The organism is Bradyrhizobium sp. MOS001, from assembly GCF_004634465.1.
Classification (GTDB): Bacteria; Pseudomonadota; Alphaproteobacteria; order Rhizobiales; family Xanthobacteraceae; genus Bradyrhizobium; species Bradyrhizobium barranii.
On sequence record NZ_SPVJ01000027.1, the window covers coordinates 40,682 to 61,873 of the forward strand.

Consider the following 21,192-nt stretch of genomic DNA (forward strand, 5'->3'; position numbering starts at 1 on the left):
CAAAGGTGAGCCCTCTCCCCCCTTGCGGGGGAGAGCGGGAGAGAGGGGTGGCCACGAACTCTGTCTGGAGTTTGTGGCCACCCCTCTCCCTAACCCTCCCCCGCAAGGGGGGAGGGAACGCAGTGTGCGCGTAGAGGCGCCTCAACTCTCCATCGCATTCAGCCGCTGCAACCGTTCCTGCATGACCTTCCTCAGATCATAGCCGGGCCGGCCGAAGCTCGTATTCCGCGTGGCGAGGAAATCGCGCTGGGTCTTGCGCAGGTCGCCGGCCGAACGGCCTTTCGTGGCCTTCAGCACGCGCTCATAGGTCTCGGCGATCTGGCGATCGAGCACGCCGAGTTGCGGATCGGCGCAGATCACCTTCTCGACCTCGCGCTTCGCCGTGGCGCAATCGAACGACGGGCCGTTGCCGGAATTCGCCGCGAGCGGACGCAGCGGCTCGGCGCCGAACTTCGCGATCTCCGCCATCATGGTGCGGCGGCCGTTGGCCGCGTTCTCGTTGCCGGGATCGAGCTTCAGCGCCGTCTCGTAATCGGCCAGCGCCTTCTTGCGCTCGCCCATCTTCTTGTAAAGCACCGCGCGGTTGTTGAAGGTCTGCGCGAAATTCGGATCGATCTTGAGCGCAGCCTCGTAGTCGCTGAGCGCCGCGCCAAGCTCGCCCTTGAGCTGGTAAGAGTCGCCGCGGTTGGTGAAGAAGTTCGGCCGCGGCGCCAGCCGCAGCGCCTGGTCGTAGTCGGCGATCGCCTTGTCGTACTCACCCATCGCGGCCAGCACCAGGCCACGATTGTCGTAATATTCGGGGACCTTCGGATCGAGCTTGATCGCCTCGCCGTCGTCGGCGACCGCCTTGTCGAGCTGACCGAGCTTCTTGTAGGCCGCGCCGCGATTGGTGTAGGCGCGCGGCCGGTTCGGATCGAGCCGCAGCGCCTCGCTGAGATCGCGGATCGCCTTCTCGTTGTCGCCACCGAGATAATAGTTCACGCCGCGGTCGGACCAGGCCTGCGCATCATCCGGCTTCAGCTTGATCGCCTGATCGTAATCGGCGAGCGCGCGGTCGAGCCGGCGCTGATTGGTGTAGACGACGCCGCGCAGCTCGTAGGCTTCCGCGTCCTGCGGATCGAGTTCGATGGCCTTGCTGAGATCAGCCGCGGCACGGTTGAGATCGCCGCCGGCCTCGCGCAGCAGGTCGCCGCGCAGGCGCCAGGCCTTTGCGTTCTTGCCGTCCAACGCGATGGCGCGGTCGATATCCCGCAGCGCCTGCGTGAGGCCGCCTGAGGTTCGCGCATTGGCGTCGGCGCGCACCAGCAGCGCGGCGGCGCGGTCGGAGCTCGAATTGGTGGTTTGGTCGATGATGGCGCCGCACGCCGTGATCAGTTCGGCGGGCGCAGTCTTGCTGCCCATCACGCAATCGACGGTAGCAGAGGCCGGGGCGGCGAGGATAAGGCTCATCGCGGCGCTGAGCAGGAAGGCGCGAAGCGGGATTTTGGCAAACGGGAACATTTGCGCGGAAGAACGCGTGCCGCACATCGGGAAGACTCCGTGACATCAGGTGTTCACCATTGTCGCGGCGGGCGAGGAATGGGTTCAATTCGGGCCTGTTAGGGACGCACGGGCGCCTGCACTCCCTCGCCCGGTTTGCGGGGAGAGGCGAAGGAAGCCCTCAATACCCGTCCACCCCGTTGATCCGCTGCAGCCGCTCCTGCATCGCCTTCTTCAGATCGTACCCGGCCCGCCCATAACCAGCATTGCGGCGGGCAATGAATTCGTCCTGCTCGCGCTGAAGTGCCTTGGCTTCCGCAGGATTGCGCGCCTCCCGGACCACGCGGGCATTCGATGCAAAAATCTCCCGATCGAGATCGGCGAGCTCGCGGTTGGCGCAGATCGCCTTCTCGACCGCCCGGGCCGCACTCTTGCAATTGAAGCTTGGCTTGCCGGCCACAGCCATCTGCGCGCCGATCCGCTCGAGCTCGCGCGCCATCGCCTTGTGATTGGCCTTGGCCTTCTCGTGGTTCGGATCAATCTTCAGTGCGGCGCCGAAATCCTGCACCGCCTTCGGCTTGTCGCCCTTCTTCAGCCAGAGCTCGCCGCGGGCGTTGAAGAGGTCGGCCAGGGTCGGATCGAGTTGAAGAGCGCGGCTGTCGTCGGCGATCGCACGGTCGACCTGGTCATGCCGCGCATAAAGCGCGCCGCGCGCGACCAGCGCCTTGACCAGGTCCGCCTTGGCCGTCTTCTCGTTGTCGATGACGGAGGCGCAGGCGGAGCCGGCCTTGTCCATGTCGTCGGCGGCAGCAGCAGCGAGGCACGGCGCGACATCGACCTGCACGACGGCGGCGGGCTCGCCGCCGGTCGCGGCACGGGCCGCCCCGAGCGAAAGCGCAAAGAGCGCCACCGCACCGGACAATCGAATGAGATTTTGAGAACGCATGCTAGCTGCAGTCGGAAAGTCTTGGCTTGAATCTTGGCCTGGGTCTTGGCTTGGGTCTTGGCTTGAGCCTTGCCTTGAGGGTGCACTATCCATCATACGGCCGGATTGGTGCTAGCTTGTGGCACAGCCAAAATCGGTTTCGGGGATCAACGTGTCGACATTCGAATGGATCATCGTGCTTCTGCTCGGCGCCGTTGCATTATCGGCGCTGGCGCGGCGGATCAAGGTCCCCTACCCGACCTTTCTCGCCATCGGCGGCGCGCTGATCGCGTTCGTGCCGAACAGCCCGTCCTGGACGCTCGAACCCGACCTGGCATTGGCGCTTTTTGTCGCACCGGTGCTGATGGATGCCGCCTTCGACACCTCGCTGCGCGATCTCCGCAACAACTGGGTTCCGGTCTCGACCCTGGTGGTCGCCGCGGTCGGCCTGACCACGGTCGGCGTGGCCTTCGTCGCGCACCGGCTGATGCCTGACATGCCCTGGGCCGCCGCCATTGCGCTCGGCGCCATCGTGGCCCCGCCGGATGCGGCGGCCGCGGTCGCGATCCTGAGCCAGGTCAAGCTGCCCTATCGCATGGTGAAGGTGCTGGAAGGCGAGAGCCTGCTCAACGACGCCAGCGCGCTTCTGATCTATCGCATCGCGGTCGGCGCTGTCGTCATGGAGCATCTGAAATGGAGCGAGGTCGCGCCGACGATTGCACTCGGGCTGGTCGGCAGCGTCCTCGCCGGTCTTTTGGCCGGGCGCATCATCCCGCTGTTCCTGGAACGCGTGAAGGAAGCGCCGAGCGCGATCATCGTGCAGTTCGCCACCACCTTCATGGTCTGGATCGCAGCCGAGCATCTCGGCCTCTCCGGCATCCTCACCATCGTCGTCTACGCCATCACCGTCGCGCGCACCGCGGGGGCGCGCATGCCGGCGCGGTTGCGGGTGCCGTCCTATGCGGTCTGGGAGACGATGGTGTTCGTGCTCAACGTGCTCGCCTTCATGCTGATCGGCATGCAGATGCGGCCGATCTGGACGCGGCTCGACGCGGAGGTCCGCTGGGAATATTGCGTGGCGGCCGCCTGGATCCTGCTCACAGTGGTCCTGGTGCGGCTTGCCTGGATCACGTTCTACCGCGCGACGCTGCGCGTCCTGATCGCGCACGGGCTCTATCATCCGAAGGATCCCAAGCAGGTTGCCTCGCCGAAGGGTGGCCTCATCATCTCCTGGTGCGGCATGCGCGGTCTCGTCACGCTCGCCACCGCCTTCGCCCTGCCGGAAAGCTTCCCCTATCGCGACTTCATCGTCTTCATCGCCTTTGCGGTGGTGCTGGGCTCGCTGGTCATCCAGGGCCTGACGCTGCGGCCGCTGATTCTCGCCTTCGGCCTCAAGGACGACGATCCCGTCGGTATCGAGGTCGCGCGCGCCCGCGCAGTCGCCTATCGCGCCGCGCTCGATGCGATCGAGGACGATCCGTCGGAGGAGGCGGAAATCCTGCGGCTCGAATACCGCGCCATCCTGATGCAGGCCGACGACGATCCGCACGGCGGCATCGCCAGCGGCGAATTGCCCGCCGATCCGCTGCGCCGCCGCGCCATCGAGGCCGCGCGCAAATCGATCCTCGGCCTTCGCGATACCGAAGTGATCGGCGACGACGCGTTTCACCGGATCGAGGAAGAGCTCGATCGCGCAGAGTTGAGCGCGGGCGGTTAAACTCCGCTCGAGCGTTGAGCGGCGTCCCGGCCTATCCAGGTGGTCAGGAGCTTGAACCAAACACCGCCTCTCCAGACTCATTCCAGATGACGACCTTGATCGACGACCGTCGTGTACGCGCGCGTGATGCGTCGCCTGCACGATTTTTTTATCTCAATATGGCACTGGCCTGCGCGGCCACCGCGTTTCTCGGCTTCGCGCCGACCTATTTCGTACCGCTCGCGCAGCGGACGTTTTCCGCGAGCCCGGTGATTCATTTTCACGGACTCCTGTTCTTCACCTGGTCTCTCTATTTCGTGATCCAGACCTGGCTCGCGGCGTCGGGCCGCGTGGTCAATCACCGCGCGCTCGGGATTGCCGGCGTGTCGCTTGCGACCGCGATGACGATCTTCGGCTTCCTCGCCTCGGTGCACGTGATGCAGCACGCCGCCGCACTTGGGCAGAAGGATGCCGGCATCGGCTTCTCGATCGTGCCGATGAGCGGCATCGCGTTCTTCGCGGTGGTGTTCGTGCTCGCGATCATCAACACGCGAAAGCCCGAGATTCACAAGCGCCTTATGCTGCTTGCCGCGGTCTCGATCCTCGACGCCGCGATCGCGCGCTGGTTCATTACCTTCCTCGCGCCTCCCGGACCGCCCGGCCCGCCGCCGGTGCCCGTCACGATCGCCCCGGCCGTGGTCGCTTCGCTCCTGCTCGTCGTCGCTATGGTGCGCGACTGGCGCACCGATGGCCGCGTGCACCCGGTCTACATCTACGGTACGCTCGCGCTGCTGGCGGTGAAGGTGCTGAACTGGCCGATCAGCGAGAGTGCGGCGTGGCATTCGTTTGCCGGAGGCATCCTGGCGCTGGCGCAGTAGTCACCGCTGTCGTCCCGGACAAGCGCAGCGCAGATCCGGGATCCATAGCCACAGGACGTGGTTTGGCGAAGACTCGGAGTTGCTAGCTCGCGCGGCAACTTCGTCCTGTGGCTATGGGTCCCGGGTTCGCGCTTTGCGCGTCCCGGGACGACGAAGGAAATTGGAGCTACGCCCCCGCCTTGCACGTGATCCCGCCGTCGACCACCAGCTCGATCCCCGTCACATATTTCGACTCGTCCGACGCCAGGAACAGCGCGGCATTGGCGACGTCCCAGGCCTCGCCCATGTGCCCCATCGGCACCTGCGCATCGCGCGCGCGCCACATCGCTTCGACGTCGCCCTTGGCGTAGCTGTTCGCGAGACCCGCGGAATGCTCCACCATCGGCGTCTTCATCAGGCCGGGCAGGATTGCATTCACCCGCACATGGTTCTTCGCGAACTCGATCGCGGTGGAGCGCGTCAGCTGGTTCATTGCCGCCTTGCTGGCGTTGTAGCTGACATAGGAAATCCCGACATGCCGGATCGAGGCGATCGAGGAGATGTTGATGATCGAGCCGCCGCCCTGCTTCACCATCACGGGGACGATGTGCTTCATGGCGAGATAGGCGCTCTTGAGGTTGACAGTGAAGACGCGGTCCCAGCTCTCCTCGGCGACCTCGACCACGCTGCCCATCTCGGCGATGCCGACATTGTTGTCGAGCACATCGATGCGGCCATAGGCTTTCAGGCACGCCGCCACCATCGCCTCGATCTCGCTCGCGCGCGAGACGTCCGCGGTGAAGGCAGTCGCATTGCCGCCCTCACCCGTGATGATCTTCGCGGTCTCCTCGGCTGCGGCACCGTTGCGATCGACGCAAAACACCTGCGCGCCCTCGCGCGCAAAGGTCACCGCGGTCGCCTTGCCGTTGCCCCAGCCGGGCCCGATCGAGCCGGCGCCCACCACCATCGCAACCTTGCCCTTGAGCCGATCCATCGCGTGTCTCCCGTGTTGTTGTTAATTGTAGCCCGGGCGTGGCGAGCTACGGATCGTTACAGACCTTCATCGTGGTGACGTTAGCACCGATGGGATGCCCGACAATCTCCGAAAGAGTCCGGCAGCTTCCATCATGGCATAACCGCCATTCCCCGGCCGCGCCGGAATTGCCAAGCACGACCTCCTGCATCGGTGCACGCTGCGGCTGCCATTGAAACCAGCCGTCGACGAGGCGCGCCTCGGGCGGCGGCTCCATGCCGGGCCCGGTGCCTTTGACCCGCGCCTGCACCAGGTCGAGGCCGGCAGGCGTGACGCGCCAGTCCTCCTGCCAGTCGACCTTCGCGATCGAATGCGTCCACACCAGCGTGAAGGCGGAAAGCGCCAGCGCTTTCACGCCACCCGCTGTTGCGAAGCAGAGGCTCACGCGGCTTCGACGACGGCGGGCGGACGCTGCCGCCACTGCCACAGCAAGAGCGCGGCGGAGAGCACGAAGCCGGCGGTGTCGCTGAAGGCGAAGTCACCGAGCAGGCAGAGCGCGGCTCCGAGCGCGAGCACGCGTTCGAGCAGCGTCATGCGCGTGAACAGAAAACCGATCGCGACCATGCCGAACAGGCCGATCGCCACCAGCGCCTTGAAGGTCGCGAGCGCCACCGCACCATAGAAGCCGAGCTTGGCCGCCATGGGATCGCCGGCCTGCAGCATCAGCGCCGGCGAATAGACGAAGATGAACGGAATGACGTAGCCGGCTAGCGCGATACGCATCGCCTCCCAGCCGATCTTGTCCGGATTCTCCTTCGCGATCGGCGCCGCCGCCAATGCGGCGAGTGCCACCGGCGGCGAGAGGTCGGCCATGATGCCGTAATAGAACGCGAACATGTGGCTCGCGATCAGGGGCACGCCGAGCTTCGCCAGCGCCGGCGCGGCGAGCGCGGCGGTGATGATGTAGGTCGGGATGGTCGGAATGCCGGTGCCGAGCAGGATCGACAGCAGCATGGTCATGATCAACGCCAGGAACAGGCTCTTCTCGCCGAGACCGATCACCCAGCTGCCAAAAATGGTGCCGACGCCGGTCTGCGACATCATGCCGATGATGACGCCGACGATGGCGCAGGCCATACCCACCGTGATCGCCGACTTCGCACTCTCGGCCAGCGCATTGCGGCATTCGCGCAAGGCCGCGAACCCGCCGCGCACGAACGCCGTGATCACGATCAGCCCGACGACGACGCTCGCGACCGGCACGATCTGGAGACCGTCGCGCGACAGCGCGCCGACGACGAGCGCAAGTCCGATCCAGAAGATGGAGCGGACGACCATCGAGGAGGCGCCGGCCGTGATGCTGGCGCCGAGGATCAGTGTCACCGTGAGCGCAAGGCCCATGCTGCCAGCATAGAGCGGCGTAAAGCCCTCGAACAGCATGTAGACGAGCGCCGCGAGCGGCAGCACGAGATACCAACGCGTCACCAGCGCCTTCCAGGCGCTCGGAATCTCCGAGCGCTTCATGCCGACGAGGCCGTGCTTGCCGGCTTCCAGATGCACCATCCAGAAGGCGGACGCGAAATAGAGGATGGCGGGGATCGCCGCCGCCTTGACGATTTCCGAGTACTGGACGCCGAGCGTCTCCGCCATGATGAAGGCGACCGCGCCCATCACCGGCGGCATGATCTGCCCGCCCATCGAGGCCGTCGCCTCGACACCGGCGGCAAAGGCGCGGCGATAGCCGAACCTGATCATCAGCGGAATCGTGAACTGGCCGACGGTGACGACGTTGGCGACGCCGGAGCCGGAGATGGTGCCCATCATGCCCGAGGCGAACACCGCAACCTTCGCAGGTCCGCCGCGCGTCCTGCCGAACAGGCCGAGCGAGACATCGGTGAAGAGCTGGATCATGCCGGCGCGTTCCAGGAACGAGCCGAACAGGATGAACAGGAAGATGTAGGTCGCCGAGACGTAGATCGGCACACCGTAAAAACCTTCGGTGCCGAACGACAGATGCGTGACGATCTGGTCGAAGTCGTAGCCGCGATGGTTGAGCGGCGACGGCAGATATTGCCCGAAGAACCAGTAGACGAGACACGCGCCGCACATCAGCGGTAGCGCCGCGCCCATCAGGCGCCGCGTGCCCTCGAAGATCAGCACCGCGAGCAGCGTGCCGACCGCGAGATCGAGCCGCGTCGGATCGCCGTCGCGCGCAATCAGGTCGGCATAGAAGATCCATTGATAGAGGCCGCAGAAGAAGCCGGCGCCGCCGATCACCCAGCCAAGCGCGCGACCGACATCGCTCTTCGCGGTGAAGTTGGCGATCAGGCCGAAAGTGAGGAGAACGAGGAAACCGACATGTACCCCGCGCACCACCTGGCTCGGCAGATAGTTGAAGGCGGCGACATAGAGCTGGAAGGTGGCGAAGGCAATGCCGATCCAGTAGGCGAGAGTGCCCCACCAGCCCGGACCAAAACCTTCCGGAAAACCGTGCTCGAAATTGTCGAATTCAACCTTGATAGGCCCTGCGGAGCCCTCTGCCTGCAACATCGATATGTCCCCGAGCCCTTATGGTGCGTCATTATAACATTGGCAGTGCCACCGCACGCGTCATGGCCGGGCTTGTCCCGGCCATCCACGGCCTACGGTGTCGCCAAGAACGTGGATGCCCGGGACATCTGCGCGAAGACGCGCTTCGCGCTTTTGCCCGGGCATGACGACACGAATGGAGCTGATCTTACTTGATCAGCCCTTTTTCCTTGTAATAGCGGATCGCGCCGGGATGCAGCGGAACCGGGCTGCCGGTGGCGGCCGCCTCGAGCTTGATCTCCTTGCCCGCGGCATGGGCGTTCTGCAATTCGGGCAGCGACTCGAAGATCAGCTTGGTCATCTGGTAGGCGAGGTCGTCCGACACCGCGGAGCTCGTCACGAGATAGTTGACCACGGCCGCGGTCGGCACGTCCTTGTCCTGGCCGGTATAGGTATTGGCCGGAATGATTGCCGAGATGAAGGGCGGGCCGATCTTGTCGATGGTCTCCTTCGGCACCGACACCACGGTGATCGAGGCCGAACTCGAGAGATCCTTCAGCGAGGCGACGCCAAGGCCGGCCGATTGAAGCGTCGCGCCCAACTGGCGGTTCTTCATGAGGTCGACGGATTCGGCGAACGGCAGATATTCGACCTTGCCGAGGTCCTTATAGGTCATACCTGCGGCCGCGAGGATCGCACGGGAATTGAGCTCGGTGCCCGACTTCGGCGCGCCGACCGAGAGGCTCTTGCCCTTGAGGTCTGCGAGCGTCTTGATGCCCGATTCGGCGGTCGCGACAATCTGGATGTAGTTCGGATAGATCGCGCCGATGGTGCGCAGCTTGTCCAGCTTGGACTTGAAGCCGGCTTCCTCGTCGCCCTCCCAGGCGGCTTTGAGCGAGTCACCCAGCGTGAACGCAATTTCACCGCGGCCCTGCTGGAGCAGGATCAGGTTCTCGACCGACGCCTTGGTGGCCTGCACCTGCGTCTTCACATTCGGAATCTTGTCGCCGTAGATCTTTCCGATCGCGACCCCGAGCGGATAGTAGACGCCGGAGGTGCCGCCGGTCAGCACGTTGATGAAGGATTGCGCATGCGCGCAAGGTGCCGACGCCGCCAGGGCAAGAGCCGCGGCCGCGCCGAAAATCGTCCGTTTCATGGTTGTTGTACTCCCCAAACCGGCCGGGAAATTGGCCGGATGGGGGAAGCGGGTCAACCCATCCAAAAGTCACAACAGGACTGCGGTAAACGGCTGACCCGGCTCGATTTTTGGGGAACCCGCGGGTGCGGCGAGGTGGCGCAATCAGGGTCTGGCGCGTGTCTCGCCCTCGCCGGCAAGCCTTACTGGCAAGCTCTTGCTGGCAAGCCCTTATTGGAAGGTCATGTCCAGGCACTTGGAGATGTCGGAGCCGAGGCCGGAGGAGATGATGATGCAGCCGCGCACCTTCTGCGCGGTGACGTCGGCGGCCCAGACCGAATAGCCGCCGGGGCCGAAGAACGAGTTGGTGTTCGGCGGTTCGGTCTCGGTCGCGTCGAAATCGTATTTGCCGTCGGTCTCGAAGATGCGCGGCTTCTTGGTGCAGCCGCCGTCGGTCTGGACGTTGATGACTTCCTTGTTGTCGCGGGTCAGCGCCAGCGAGACCTGGCAGCGGAAATATTCCGAGGTCTTGGTGTTGAACAGGTAGGTGTAAGACTTGCAGGTCGCGGTGTTCAGCTTGCCCGGGGCGAGGCCACGGCTGCACGAAATCCGCTGGTTGTGGCTGAGTTGGTAGTCATCCGCCCGGGCGACGGGCGCCAGCGCCGTCACCAACAGCGCGGCGGCTGAGCAGGCTTTCACGACTTGGTTCATCCGAATCATCCCCCTACCAATATTTTTGTCGAATTGCGTTCTAGACTGAAAGCGGAACATAGTCGCGCGGGGACGAAGGGAAAATCACAAACTGCTGGGCAGGACGTGATGCGCTGCGGCGCTTTCGCAAATTGACCTGTAAACGCCGTTCGTGATTTGTTCAAGATGGCAACCCCAACGATGGGGAGGATGGGATGATGGCATTTTCAACGAAGACATTTGCACTTGCACTCACAGCAACGCTCGGCGCATTCAGCGCACCCGCATTGGCGCAGACCGCGGCAACGCCCTGGGAGCTCAAGCCCGACACCGGCTATGCCTATGACAAGGACGGCAAGACCTTCTCCTACAAGATGGGCACCAACAATGCCGGTGAACTCCTGAAGGGCGCCAAGAAGGTGCCGAAAGGCACGCTGTTCTTCATCGGCCACAACGGCCAGCTCTACATGCGCAGCGGCCCGTATCTCGAAGGCGACGGCAAGTTCAAGTTCGGGTCGGATCAGTAAGGGGCGACGGCCAACCCAAGCACTCGGTGTCATCACCCGCCTTGTGCGCGCTTGCGCACTGGGGCGGGTGATCCAGTATTCCAGAGGCCGTTGTGCTTCAATCGAGAGGCTGCGGCGTACTGGATGCCCCGGTCAAGCCGGGGCATGACAGCGGAGGATGTGGCAGCGAGGACTAGAACGCCCCCGCCAGCTCCCGTGCGCCGGCATTGTTGCTGTTCGAGTCCATCCGCGTATCCGTCACCGCCAGCAGCTTGGCCACCGTGTTGTGGCGGATCGCGACCGGGTTGCGCTCGTAGCCGCCGCGCTGGAAGAAGTTCGAGGTCGGCACCTGCTCGCGCATCGCCTGCGGCATCGTCACCATGTCGAGGCCGGTGCCGTCGCCGGTGAGGTTCATCATCTCGAGCTCGGCGGCGGTGAGCGGCCGGGTGTAGCCCTTGGTGCGCGCGAACAGCACCGAAGTCAAAAGCTTATGGGTTTGCAGCATCGGGCCGATATCGATGTCCAGCACCATGGCATGCATGGCCCAGCCCTGCGCGGTGTTGCCGATCTTCTCGTGCTCCGACCAGGTGTCCGGCACCGATTTCGCCTGCGCCACCATCTTCTTCAGCACGGCAAGCTTGTGCTCGAGCGGCTGGCGCGCCGGCCCGGACGTCCGCGCCACCTTGTCGGAAAGCGCGCGGATGAGTTCATGGCCCTGCTCGGCCAGCAGCTCGACGCTGTTGGTGGTCAGGAGCTGGTTGTAGCCCATCGCGGTCGAGATCGCGCGCTTGCCGCCATGCTCAATACCCGCCTGCACGTCGTAATTGCCGGTGCCGCCGGTCTCGAACGAATAGACCCGCACCGCCTGCTCGCGCGTCAGCCCCGAGGCGAGCGCGTAGCGCGCATAGGCGCGCTTGAACTCGACCTCGCTGGACGGCCGCTGCGGCGTGAACTGATAGAGCTCGCGTGCCGCCTGCAGGAGATCGGCGACCACCGGTATCGGCTTTCTGGTCGGACGATCCGGCGTTTCTTCCGGCTCCGGATTCACCGGCCGCTTCGGCCCGTTATAGAGCGGCGGATGCTGCAGCACATAATCGTCAAGCGTCACCTGCTGTCCGCTGCGCCGCTTGGCGTTGCGGCCTTTCCGCTTCTCGGAGATCTGGCTCCAATAGGCACCCGCCTCTTCGTCGAAGGCCCCGCGCGCCGCCTGATATTCCTGCAGCTTGCGGCGATATTCGAGCACGGCCGGCGACGCGCCACCCTGCGCAAAGAACTGCGACAGCAACTGGGCCTTGGCATCGCGGACGGCCGGCGGCAGCGCGTCGGCCTCGCCGCCTCGCGCAGTGGGCGCGAGCAGGACGAGCGCGAATGGAACTAGCGCGAGATGTTTTCGAATCGAATGATGCATGCTGCCCTCTTAGCAGGCATCCGGTAACCGTCACGTTAACGCGCCGTTTACCATCGTCACTTCCAGGCGAACACCGGCTGTTCCAGCTCGGTGACGCGGGTGTGACGTCCCGCCAGCACCTCACGGAACTGGTAGATCAGCGCCGCGGTCGGCGCGTGGATCAGGCTCTTCTCGTGATGGAAGCGGATCACGCGGCGGGAGCTTTCGGGAATCGCGATGAAGTCGAACGCGTCTTCGCGCTCGATCGTCGCGAGCGCGATGCGGTGGACCGAGGCGACCTCATCCGGGTTCGGCCGGATCGCGGCACTGTCGGCCGTCCAGACCACCACCGGCGTGATCAGATAGCCGGAGCGAGTCGGATAATCGTCGAGCGTGCCGAGCACCTCCGCATGCGAAAGGCGGAGGCCAAGCTCCTCATCAAGCTCGCGCAGCGCCGCTTCGACCGGCGTCTCGCCGGCATCGCAGCGGCCGCCCGGCAAGGCCCATTGGCCGCGATGGGCGCGCAGGTGTGACGCGCGCAGCGTGAGCAGGAATGCGGTGTCATCGCCGTCACTCGCCGCGGTCAGCGCGACCGCCACCGCGGCGTGCTTCAATGCGGCGGGCGCATCATCCTCCGGCAGGCGCGTGAAGGCCGCGCAGGCAGCCGCGATATTCCGCCGTGTGGCATCGTCGAACGGTCTCATGATGCTTGACTACACCACGTCAGGCCCCGATGAAATGAGCTCGCAAGGCCCGCGCAGCAATGGACGACGACATGACCAACAAGGCCGCCGCAAGGCTCAAATCGGACGGCTGGAGCATCCTGGAGACCACGGGCTTCCTGCACCTGATCGGCCCCTTGTGGGAGCGCAAGGTCGACGGCCATTACGAATTCGCGCTCGCCACCGAGGACAAGCACCACAATCGCCGCGGCATGGTCCAGGGCGGCGTGATGATGACGTTCGCGGACCGCACCTGCGGCATGACCGCCCGCTACGTTTCCGGCAAGGAATTCATGGCGACGGTGCAGCTCGACACCCATTTCGTCGAGGCCGGGCAGATCGGCGACATCCTGATCTCCCGCCCCCGCGTGGTGCGCTCGACGCGCAGCCTCATCTTCATGAGCACCGAAGTCACCGTCGACGGCCGCTGCATCGTGATGGCGAATGGCGTGTTCAAGATCTTGAAGGGGCCGGGGTAGCGGCGCGCGGTCGGGCTGCCGCTCCAACCACACCCACCGCCGTCATTCCCGGCGAAAGCGGGGAATCCAGTACGCCGCGGCCTATCGGTTCAATCTTTGCCTCCTCGGAATACTGGATCGCCCGATCAAGTCGGGCGATGACAGCTGAGAGTTTGGCAAGCGGCCTCCCCAATCTCGTCATTGCGAGCGCAGCGAAGCAATCCAGTATCTCTCCGCGGATGCATCTCTGGATTGCTTCGCTGCGCTCGCAATGACGGAATTAGCTGGCTATGCTGCCAGCTTCGATAGCGTTGAGGAAACAGCCCATGCAATACCGCCAGCTCGGCCGCACCGGCCTGAAAGTCTCGCCGATCTGTCTGGGCACCATGATGTTCGGCGGGCCGACCGATGAAGCCGCATCAAACCGGATCATCGCGAAAGCGCATGAGGCCGGGATCAATTTCATCGACACGGCGGATGCCTATTCGAAGGGCGCATCCGAGGAGGTCGTCGGCCGCGCCATCGGCAACAACCGGCACGCCTGGGTGCTCGCCACAAAACTCGCCAACCCCATGGGTGACGATCCCAACCGTGTCGGCCTGTCGCGGCGCTGGGTGTTGCAGGCCGCCGATGAGAGCCTGAAGCGGCTCGGCACCGACCACATCGACATCTACTATCTGCACAAGGAAGACCATGCGACACCGCTGGAGGAGACGGTGCGCGCGATGGGCGATCTGATCCGCGCCGGCAAGGTGCGCTATTTCGGCGTCTCGAACTACCGCGCCTGGCGCGTCGCCGAGATCTGCAACATCTGCGACCGGCTCGGCATCGACCGGCCCGCGGTGAGCCAGCCCTATTACAACGCGATGAATCGCATGCCGGAGGTCGAGCACTTCCCGGCCTGTTCCTACTACGGCCTCGGCATCGTGCCCTACAGCCCGCTGGCGCGCGGCGTGCTCACCGGCAAGTACAAGCCCGACGCCGCGCCGGACAAGGAGACACGCGCCGGCCGCAACGACACCCGCATGATGCAGACGGAATGGCGACCGGAATCGCTCCAGCTCGCGCAGGAGATCAAGACCCACGCCGAGAAGAAAGGCATCACCGCCGGCCAGTTCGCGGTCGCCTGGGTGCTGAACTCCGCCTTTGTCAGCTCGATCGTCGCCGGCCCACGCACCGAGGAGCAGTGGGACGGCTACATCCGCGCGCTCGACTACCGCTTCACGGCGAATGACGAGGCGCTGATCGACCGGCTGGTCGTGCCGGGCCATCCCTCGACGCCGGGCTACAACGACCCCGCCTATCCGATCGAGGGACGCCGCGCGCGGACGGCTTGAGAGCTGAAGACGATGACGGCGCACGAAGACCGCTACGGCCTTTCACTCTCGACGTCTTCGCACGAGGCGGCAAGCGCCTATCGCGAAGGCGTCGATCTCATGCTGGCCGGTTGGACCGGTACGGCGGAGGCGCTGGAACGCGCGATTGCGGCCGATCCGGATTTCGCGCTTCCCCATATCGCCCGCGCCCGCGTGCATGCCTTCTATCAGCAGGGCGACCTCGCGCGGCAGAAGGCGGCACGCGCGCGCGAGCTCACAGCGAAACGCGGCACGGAGCGCGAGCGCTCGCATGTCGAGACGCTGGCGCTTGCGATCGAGGGCCGGCTGCCCGAGGCCATCGCATCGACGCTGAAGCATGTCGAGAGCTGGCCGCGCGACGCTGTGGTGCTGTCGCTGCCGCTCGGCGCGTTCGGCCTGTTCGCGTTTTCCGGCATGCCCGATCACGACCGCGCCCGGCACGAGCTGTGCGAGCGCGTCGCGCAGCATTATGGCGAGGACTGGTGGTTTCTCACCATGTCCGGCTGGGCGATGACGGAGAATGGCGACGTCGCGCGCGGCCGCGGCGTCACCGAGCGCGGTTTTGACCTGCGCCGCCAGAATGCCCACGCCGCGCACGCCGTGCTGCATGCGATGTTCGAGGACGGCTCGATCGACGCGGCTGACCGTCTCGTCGACGCATGGATCCCCTCTTACGACCGTACCGGCATCCTGCACGGCCATATTCGCTGGCACCAGGCGCTCGGCGCGCTCGAGCATGGCGATGCGGCGCGCGCGCTTGCGATCTATGCCGACGTACTTCGGCCCTCCGCCACGAAGGCGCCGCCGCTCAACGTCGTCACCGACGGCGCCTCGCTGCTCTGGCGCCTGTCGGCTTACGGCCACACCGTGCCGGAAGCGCTCTGGCTCGAGGCCGATGCCACCGCGCAAAAACTGTTTCCAAAATCGAGCCTGCCCTTTGCCGACGTCCACATGGCACTGTTCGCTGCGGCGACGCAGAACCAGGAGGCGCTCGCCGCGCGCCTCGCGGCGATCGAGCAGCGGCTCGGCGACGGCAGGCTGCCGGCCGGTCCCGTGGTGCCGGCAATCTGCCGTGCGCTCGTGGCCTTTGCCCGCGAGGATTACACCTCATGCGTGCGAACGCTCGGGCCCGTCCTCGGCGAGGTCGTGCGCATCGGCGGCAGCCATGCCCAGCGCGAACTGATCGAGGATACCTACATCGTCGCGCTCATGCGCAGCGGCGAGCTGCCCCGCGCCCGCGCGCTGCTCGACGCCCGCCTGCACCGCCGGCCCTCGCTTCGCGATACGCGCTGGCAGGCGGCGACCGTTTAGCTCTGCCACGAAAAAAACATCGGTCTGGCAGCAAGTGGCCTGCTAGGACGGGATGGGGCGATCGGATGAATCGCCGATGGGTGGTGCGGTGGTATTCCAGTCGGGTTTAGCTGAACAAACGGGATCGCAACCAATTTGTGGTTCGCTCGTTGTTGAGCGGAACTTTTCCGCCGCCGTGGCCCCCTGGCATACGAGCCTGATGATGCGCCTCCGCCGACCGGTCCTCGCCGCGGCCCTCGCGACTCTCGCAAGCCCTTGTTTTGCCGAGTCTTCCGCGCCCATCCCCGTCAACAACCCGCCGGCGCAGAACGCCTTCATCGACCTGCTGGCGCTGATGTCGGGCCACTGCAAGACGCTGAAGGTCGCGGGGCGCACCTTCGCGTGCAAGACGGTGGCTTACGCCCATGGTGACAAGGGCCGGGTCAATTTCGCGGTCGCCGTCGACGATCCCTCCGACGCCAACCATGTCGTGTCGTTCTCCGGCGAGAACGGCCAGCGCGCGGACGACAATTCCTACGAGCTGCGAATCGACCGCATGCTGCTCAATTCCAAGGACCGGCCCAAGGTCGACGGCCTGCCGGTGCCGGCCGAGCAGACCTCGACCGGCGTCTGCCGCCAGACCGGCAATTTCGCCGCAAGGAAGGTGACGGACGTCACCTGCACGGCGACCGACAGCGAGGGCCGCCGATACGAGCTGCTGTTCGTCTCCGACGGCAAGCCGGTGAGCGTACGTCGCATCCGGCAATCGTCGCCATCGATCCAGGATCCGTTCAAGTAACGGCATCATCCGCTGCTGCCGGCATGTATGATCGCGCCATGCTTTGGAGCGATTCATGACGCGCGACCGCCTGTTTCTGCTGCGCCCTGGCTTCGAGGACCCCGCCTTTCCGGGTCAGCGCTTCTATTGCTGGCATTGCGCGCTGATCGAGGGCGTGCTCGCCTCGTTTCCGCAGCTCGCCGAACAGCTCGACGTTGAGCGCATCGCATGGCCGCGGCCAAGGCTGCCGGTGATCGCGCTGGTCGGCGAGGAGAACCAGTCGCTGCCGCTGCTCGTGCTGGCCGACGGGACGACGTCGCCGCATCAGACCGGCAGTCACCACGGCCGCACCTTCATTGCCGACAAGGACGCGATCCTCGCCGCGCTCACTGAACGCCACGGGTTTCCCGATCCGCATCCGTGAGGGCCGAGCACGCGCGCAGCTCTCCGTGTCCCGGACGCAGTGCGGCGCGTAGCGCCGCTCCGCAGAGCCGGGGCACGAGAGCTGTCGCGAAACGAGGGAAAATCGACATTGCCTGCCACGTCGGTCGCCCCGCATACTTCGCGCAGCAAGCAAGTCTGGAAGCCGCTCCTTATGTCCCACTCCCTCCCCGCCCTCGTCGTCGTCGACGTCCAGCGCGCATTCGACGAATGGGAGGCGGCCGGCAAGCGGCGCAACAATCCGGACGCGGTGGCGCGCATCGCCGATCTGCTGAAGGCATTCAGGAAGCGCGGCGCGCCGATCTTCCACATCCGCCACGAGGGCACGAAGCCGAATTCGTCGTTCCTGCCGCAAAGCTCCGGCTACGCGGTCAAGGACGAGGCGCGCGAAGCGCCGGGCGAGGCGGTGGTCGTCAAGCGCGTCAACAGCGCCTTCATCGGCACCGATCTCGAGACACGCCTGCGCGCAGGCAACATCACGACGCTGGTAATCTGCGGCGCCACCACCAATCATTGCGTCGAGACGACGACGCGGATGGCCGGCAATCTCGGCTTCGACGCGAGCCTCGTGCGCGATGCGACCTGGACCTTCGACCGGATCGGACCAGATGGCGACAAGCATTCGGCTGAAGAAATTCATGCGATGACGCTGTCGAATCTCAACGACGAATTTGCGCGCATCGTCGCCGCCGCCGACGTGATCGCTTCGCTCGAAGCGATGCGACAATAGATCGCGCCACATCATTCACACGTCGATCGGAACTACGTCTGCGTCGTTTCGACGCCCGCACTGGCCGGAACGCAGCGGACAGCCATCTGTTATCACGCGACTTCTCAACTGGAGTGATGACATGAAGTATCTCTTTGTCGCGATGGCTGTAGGTGCTGCGGCGCTCGCCGGCGGATCCACGGCCAACGCGGCGGGCAAGGCCAGCGCGAAGCAGAACGCGCCAGCCGGCCAGTCCACCGACATCAGCGCGCAGCACAGGCACCACCACCACGGCCATCGCCATCACCAATGGCGCCATCACCACCACGGCTATTATCGTCCGCACTACCGGAACTATGGCTATTACCCGCGGCACCACGGCTATTACGGCGGCGGACCGTACGGCTATTATGGTGGCGGAGGTCCCGGCGTGACGTTCAGCTTCGGCGGCGGCCGCTGGTGAGAGTCTGGTGAGAGTTAAGGCCCGCCTTGTGCGGGCCTTTTTTCATCCCCGCAAAATCATCTCTGCGGTCTCCAGCCCGCTCGCCAGCGCCGCCTCGACTGTCCCCATGTCGCGGCCGCGATAGAGCGCTTCGCCGGAGAACAGTACCGGACCGTCGGCGCGCGCAAGGATCGCCTGGGCCTCGCGCGTCCGCGGCGTCGCCCAGGAATAGGCGCCGCGGGCGAAGGGATCGTGCAGCCAGTTGGTCGCCGCAGCCGCCACGAGATCGCGCGCGATGTCGTCGCGCGACACGCCGAAGATGACCGCAAGCGAATCGACCCCGGCATCGATCAGCCCTTGCCGATCGAGCTTCGCAAGCTCGGCCGTGCGCGGCCCGCCGAACCAGCCGGTGAGCACGGGATGCTGGTCCGGATGCCGCGTCCACCACACCGGAATCGACTGGTCCGAGAGCAGGAAGGTCATGTCCGCGAGGTCTTCGTTTCGCTCGCGCCACCACGGCCGCGCGAACCGCAGCAGGATTTTTATCACGCTGCCGAAGCCGATATCGTCAGCTGCCGCAGCCTTCGCGCGTGCGGGCTCCGGAAGCGCGATCTCGCGCAACAACGGCAGCGGGACGGTGAGGATCGCGCGATCACAGCCATGCACGTCGCCGCCGGCACAGCGGACGGCCAGCGCGCCGCCCGTCTCCTCGATCGCCGACACCGCGCGGCCGAAGCGAAACGTCACGCCAAGCCCGCGGCACTCGCTCGCCAGAAAATCGATCAGCGCGCCGTAGCCGCCGACGATGCGCGCTTGGGTGTGATGCCCGCCGTCCATCCATTCCTCGCGCAGCGCCAGCGTCGAGGCGCGCTCGGGGTCGGCGGCGTCGTAGCCCTCGACCATGCGCTCGATCGAATGGCGCAGCCGGTCATACCTAGGCCCGGCGAAGTGGCCGCGGAGGAAATCGGCAACCGTGAGATCATCCTTCAACGCCCCTAGCGCGGCGTACAGCTCTGCCTCGTGCGGATCGTGACGGTCTTCGTGGGAGAGCCTCGTGCCGTCAAAGCTCCACTGGGTGCCTTCGATCTCCTGCAGCGACAGCCCCGCCTCGCGCACAAGCTTGCGCGTGACCGGCGCCTCGCCATGGACGAATTCCGCGCCGCCATCGGCGGGGTAGCCGAACTCCGACGCCGGCAGCGGATCGATGCGCCCGCCGCAGCGCTCGCGCGCCTCCAGGATCGTGACCGTCCTGCCCACGCGTGCCAGCTCGCGCGCCGCCATCAGCCCGGCCGCGCCGGCACCGACGATGACGATGTGCTCCAATTGTCCCATGCCGATGCCTTACTTGGGCATCGCTTGCGGGTCGTTCTTGATCAGATACCGCAGCAGCAGAACGCCACTGCCGAGGTCGCGCGTGCTCTCCAGCGTCATCGCGGCGAGCGGCGCGCGCTTGTCGCTGTCCGCGTCCGTCGAATCGAACACGAAGGGTGCGCCCCTGGCGCCATCGATCGCGGGGCTGAGGATCAGGTTGAATTCGTCGATGAGACCGGCGCGCAGGAAGGCCCCATTGGCGACGCCGCCGCCCTCGACCAGCAAGCGCTTCACGCCGAGCTCGCGATTGAGGATGTCCAGCGTCAGCGCCAGGTCGATCTCGGACTTGCCGGCGAAGATGTAGGACACACCCTCGCCGCGCAGCCCGGCCAGATGCGAATCCGGCACGCCCTCGGTCAGCACCACGACGATCGGGTCACCGCCAATGTCTGACCGGCCCCAGCCGATCTTGCCCTGCGCGTCGAGCACGACGCCATAGGTTTTCGCATCGCGCCGCGCGAACCAGCTTTGGCGGGGAAATGTCTCGCCCGCCGTTGCGGGATAGGGCTTGCCCTTGGCGAACTCGGAGCCGGTGACGCGGCCGATCACCCAGGCGTCGCCGCCGAGTTCGTCATGGATCTTCTCGAACCAGTCTGTGCCCGCCCCCTTCGGCCGCCAGCGGCTGGGATGCGTGCGGCCGTCCAGGCTGGAATGCATCAGGCAAATGACGTAGGGCTTCATGCAATTCTCCGGGTACGCTTCAGGCCGCTGATCCATCGCGCCCGGCGCGATCCTTCACGATCACCGCCAGCGGATTGAGCTTGGGCGGCGCGACGAGCTTCAGCGTGTTGCTGTCGTGATGATTGAACGGCGCGCCGCGCACGAACAACTCGGTCTGGATCAGATAGCTCCAGCTTCCGTCATCGTTGAAGGTGATGTCGCAGCGATAGGAATCGGTGCGGAAGGCCTGTTCCAGGAAATCGGTCGAGCAGATTCCGTAAGCCGTGTCGCCGCGCTTCGCCGTGACCGATATCTTCCTGTCATCCGGCCCGGCCTTGCCCGAGGCGAGCAAGACCTGTCCGCGCGGAATCGCGAGCGTCTGCATGATCAGCCCGGTCGCGGGCTCCCACAGCCAATAGCCGACCTGGTCGTGGAAGGTGATGTCTTCCTCGGGCGTGTTGATGTGGATGTGATAGCGCAGCCCGTAAAACAGCTGCGGCCCGTTGGCCTGCGGGTCGATCGGGTCCATGCGGATGCGCTCGATGAAGGTCCGCCGCTCCGGCCCCTCCGCCTTCGGATTGATGTCGATGCCCTTGTCCGCCTGCCAGCTCCCTGCGAGACGGCGGAGCGGGCCGAGATTGGCAAGGCCGTCGGGCGAAACGTCCTCGGGCTCGGTGAAGATGTCGGCGGGAATGGGGAGCATGGGAACCTCGCGTCAAGTTGCGGGGAGCAGCAATAGCACAAGGACGGCGGGAATCGACTGGAATGGAACCAGAGCGCGCGCCGGGT

22 protein-coding genes are annotated in these 21,192 nt (G+C 65.4%); 10 read left to right on the forward strand and 12 right to left on the reverse strand.

Annotated features, from left to right (window positions below):
* Positions 1-141 precede the first annotated feature (141 nt).
* Complete coding sequence (locus tag CT676_RS27365) at positions 142-1,527, reverse strand: tetratricopeptide repeat protein (protein ID WP_135215752.1); 1,386 nt, start codon at positions 1,525-1,527, stop codon at positions 142-144.
* A 133-nt stretch (positions 1,528-1,660) separates the two neighbouring features.
* The gene (locus CT676_RS27370; protein WP_085400943.1) at positions 1,661-2,425 is read right to left on the reverse strand and encodes a tetratricopeptide repeat protein; all 765 of its coding nucleotides are present in this window, start codon (positions 2,423-2,425) and stop codon (positions 1,661-1,663) included.
* 118 nt (positions 2,426-2,543) lie between these two features.
* Here CT676_RS27370 and CT676_RS27375 point away from each other — a divergent pair, with 118 nt between their 5' ends.
* Positions 2,544-4,121 (forward strand): sodium:proton antiporter, encoded by a 1,578-nt coding sequence (locus CT676_RS27375; protein WP_085400941.1) that lies wholly within the window; start codon positions 2,544-2,546, stop codon positions 4,119-4,121.
* 86 nt (positions 4,122-4,207) lie between these two features.
* The gene (locus CT676_RS27380) at positions 4,208-4,978 is read left to right on the forward strand and encodes a hypothetical protein (RefSeq protein ID WP_135215753.1); all 771 of its coding nucleotides are present in this window, start codon (positions 4,208-4,210) and stop codon (positions 4,976-4,978) included.
* A 166-nt stretch (positions 4,979-5,144) separates the two neighbouring features.
* Here the strand turns inward: CT676_RS27380 and CT676_RS27385 are convergent, their stop codons facing one another.
* The 5 genes from CT676_RS27385 to CT676_RS27405 all read right to left on the reverse strand — a co-directional run bounded on the left by CT676_RS27385 (position 5,145) and on the right by CT676_RS27405 (position 10,305).
* Entirely contained in the window at positions 5,145-5,951 is an 807-nt protein-coding gene (locus tag CT676_RS27385; RefSeq protein ID WP_085400938.1) for a glucose 1-dehydrogenase, read from the reverse strand.
* 46 nt (positions 5,952-5,997) lie between these two features.
* Positions 5,998-6,375: a DUF1850 domain-containing protein gene (locus CT676_RS27390; protein ID WP_167768178.1), complete on the reverse strand. Its 378-nt coding sequence runs from the start codon at positions 6,373-6,375 to the stop codon at positions 5,998-6,000.
* Entirely contained in the window at positions 6,372-8,480 is a 2,109-nt protein-coding gene (locus tag CT676_RS27395; protein WP_085400935.1) for a TRAP transporter permease, read from the reverse strand. The genes CT676_RS27390 and CT676_RS27395 overlap by 4 nt, the downstream gene beginning before the upstream one ends.
* A 187-nt stretch (positions 8,481-8,667) precedes the next feature.
* Positions 8,668-9,615, reverse strand: coding sequence for a TAXI family TRAP transporter solute-binding subunit (locus CT676_RS27400; RefSeq protein ID WP_063985861.1), 948 nt, complete (start codon positions 9,613-9,615; stop codon positions 8,668-8,670).
* 210 nt (positions 9,616-9,825) lie between these two features.
* Positions 9,826-10,305 (reverse strand): hypothetical protein, encoded by a 480-nt coding sequence (locus tag CT676_RS27405; protein WP_085400933.1) that lies wholly within the window; start codon positions 10,303-10,305, stop codon positions 9,826-9,828.
* A gap of 197 nt (positions 10,306-10,502) precedes the next feature.
* Between CT676_RS27405 and CT676_RS27410 the strand changes: the two genes are divergently transcribed.
* Positions 10,503-10,811, forward strand: coding sequence for a hypothetical protein (locus CT676_RS27410; RefSeq protein ID WP_085400981.1), 309 nt, complete (start codon positions 10,503-10,505; stop codon positions 10,809-10,811).
* Between the two features lie 172 nt (positions 10,812-10,983).
* On the opposite strand, the gene CT676_RS27415 is transcribed toward CT676_RS27410, so the two are convergent.
* Positions 10,984-12,198, reverse strand: a complete 1,215-nt coding sequence (locus CT676_RS27415) for a hypothetical protein (RefSeq protein ID WP_085400931.1) — start codon at positions 12,196-12,198, stop codon at positions 10,984-10,986.
* Between the two features lie 56 nt (positions 12,199-12,254).
* The gene (locus CT676_RS27420) at positions 12,255-12,881 is read right to left on the reverse strand and encodes a CoA pyrophosphatase (RefSeq protein WP_085400930.1); all 627 of its coding nucleotides are present in this window, start codon (positions 12,879-12,881) and stop codon (positions 12,255-12,257) included.
* Between the two features lie 71 nt (positions 12,882-12,952).
* Between CT676_RS27420 and CT676_RS27425 the strand changes: the two genes are divergently transcribed.
* The 7 genes from CT676_RS27425 to CT676_RS27455 all read left to right on the forward strand — a co-directional run bounded on the left by CT676_RS27425 (position 12,953) and on the right by CT676_RS27455 (position 18,393).
* Positions 12,953-13,378: a PaaI family thioesterase gene (locus CT676_RS27425; RefSeq protein WP_063986737.1), complete on the forward strand. Its 426-nt coding sequence runs from the start codon at positions 12,953-12,955 to the stop codon at positions 13,376-13,378.
* Positions 13,379-13,683: 305 nt separating this feature from the next.
* Positions 13,684-14,694 (forward strand): aldo/keto reductase, encoded by a 1,011-nt coding sequence (locus tag CT676_RS27430; RefSeq protein ID WP_085400928.1) that lies wholly within the window; start codon positions 13,684-13,686, stop codon positions 14,692-14,694.
* A 12-nt stretch (positions 14,695-14,706) separates the two neighbouring features.
* Positions 14,707-16,023 carry a tetratricopeptide repeat protein gene (locus CT676_RS27435; RefSeq protein ID WP_085400926.1) on the forward strand — a complete coding sequence of 439 codons (1,317 nt, stop codon included), beginning with the start codon at positions 14,707-14,709 and terminating at the stop codon, positions 16,021-16,023.
* A gap of 202 nt (positions 16,024-16,225) precedes the next feature.
* Positions 16,226-16,801, forward strand: coding sequence for a hypothetical protein (locus CT676_RS27440; protein WP_071917092.1), 576 nt, complete (start codon positions 16,226-16,228; stop codon positions 16,799-16,801).
* A gap of 55 nt (positions 16,802-16,856) precedes the next feature.
* Positions 16,857-17,204 carry a DUF3088 domain-containing protein gene (locus tag CT676_RS27445; protein ID WP_085400925.1) on the forward strand — a complete coding sequence of 116 codons (348 nt, stop codon included), beginning with the start codon at positions 16,857-16,859 and terminating at the stop codon, positions 17,202-17,204.
* Positions 17,205-17,375: 171 nt separating this feature from the next.
* Positions 17,376-17,951, forward strand: coding sequence for a cysteine hydrolase family protein (locus tag CT676_RS27450; RefSeq protein WP_085400923.1), 576 nt, complete (start codon positions 17,376-17,378; stop codon positions 17,949-17,951).
* Positions 17,952-18,072: 121 nt separating this feature from the next.
* Positions 18,073-18,393, forward strand: coding sequence for a hypothetical protein (locus CT676_RS27455; RefSeq protein WP_085400922.1), 321 nt, complete (start codon positions 18,073-18,075; stop codon positions 18,391-18,393).
* Between the two features lie 42 nt (positions 18,394-18,435).
* Here the strand turns inward: CT676_RS27455 and CT676_RS27460 are convergent, their stop codons facing one another.
* Genes CT676_RS27460 through CT676_RS27470 form a run of 3 tightly spaced genes read right to left on the reverse strand, consistent with a single transcriptional unit; the run spans position 18,436 to position 21,106 of the window.
* On the reverse strand, positions 18,436-19,704 hold the full coding sequence (locus CT676_RS27460) for an NAD(P)/FAD-dependent oxidoreductase (protein WP_135215754.1): 1,269 nt from the start codon (positions 19,702-19,704) through the stop codon (positions 18,436-18,438).
* 9 nt (positions 19,705-19,713) lie between these two features.
* Complete coding sequence (locus CT676_RS27465) at positions 19,714-20,424, reverse strand: dihydrofolate reductase family protein (RefSeq protein ID WP_085400920.1); 711 nt, start codon at positions 20,422-20,424, stop codon at positions 19,714-19,716.
* Between the two features lie 19 nt (positions 20,425-20,443).
* Positions 20,444-21,106 carry a heme-binding beta-barrel domain-containing protein gene (locus CT676_RS27470; RefSeq protein ID WP_063985871.1) on the reverse strand — a complete coding sequence of 221 codons (663 nt, stop codon included), beginning with the start codon at positions 21,104-21,106 and terminating at the stop codon, positions 20,444-20,446.
* Positions 21,107-21,192: the final 86 nt, after the last annotated feature.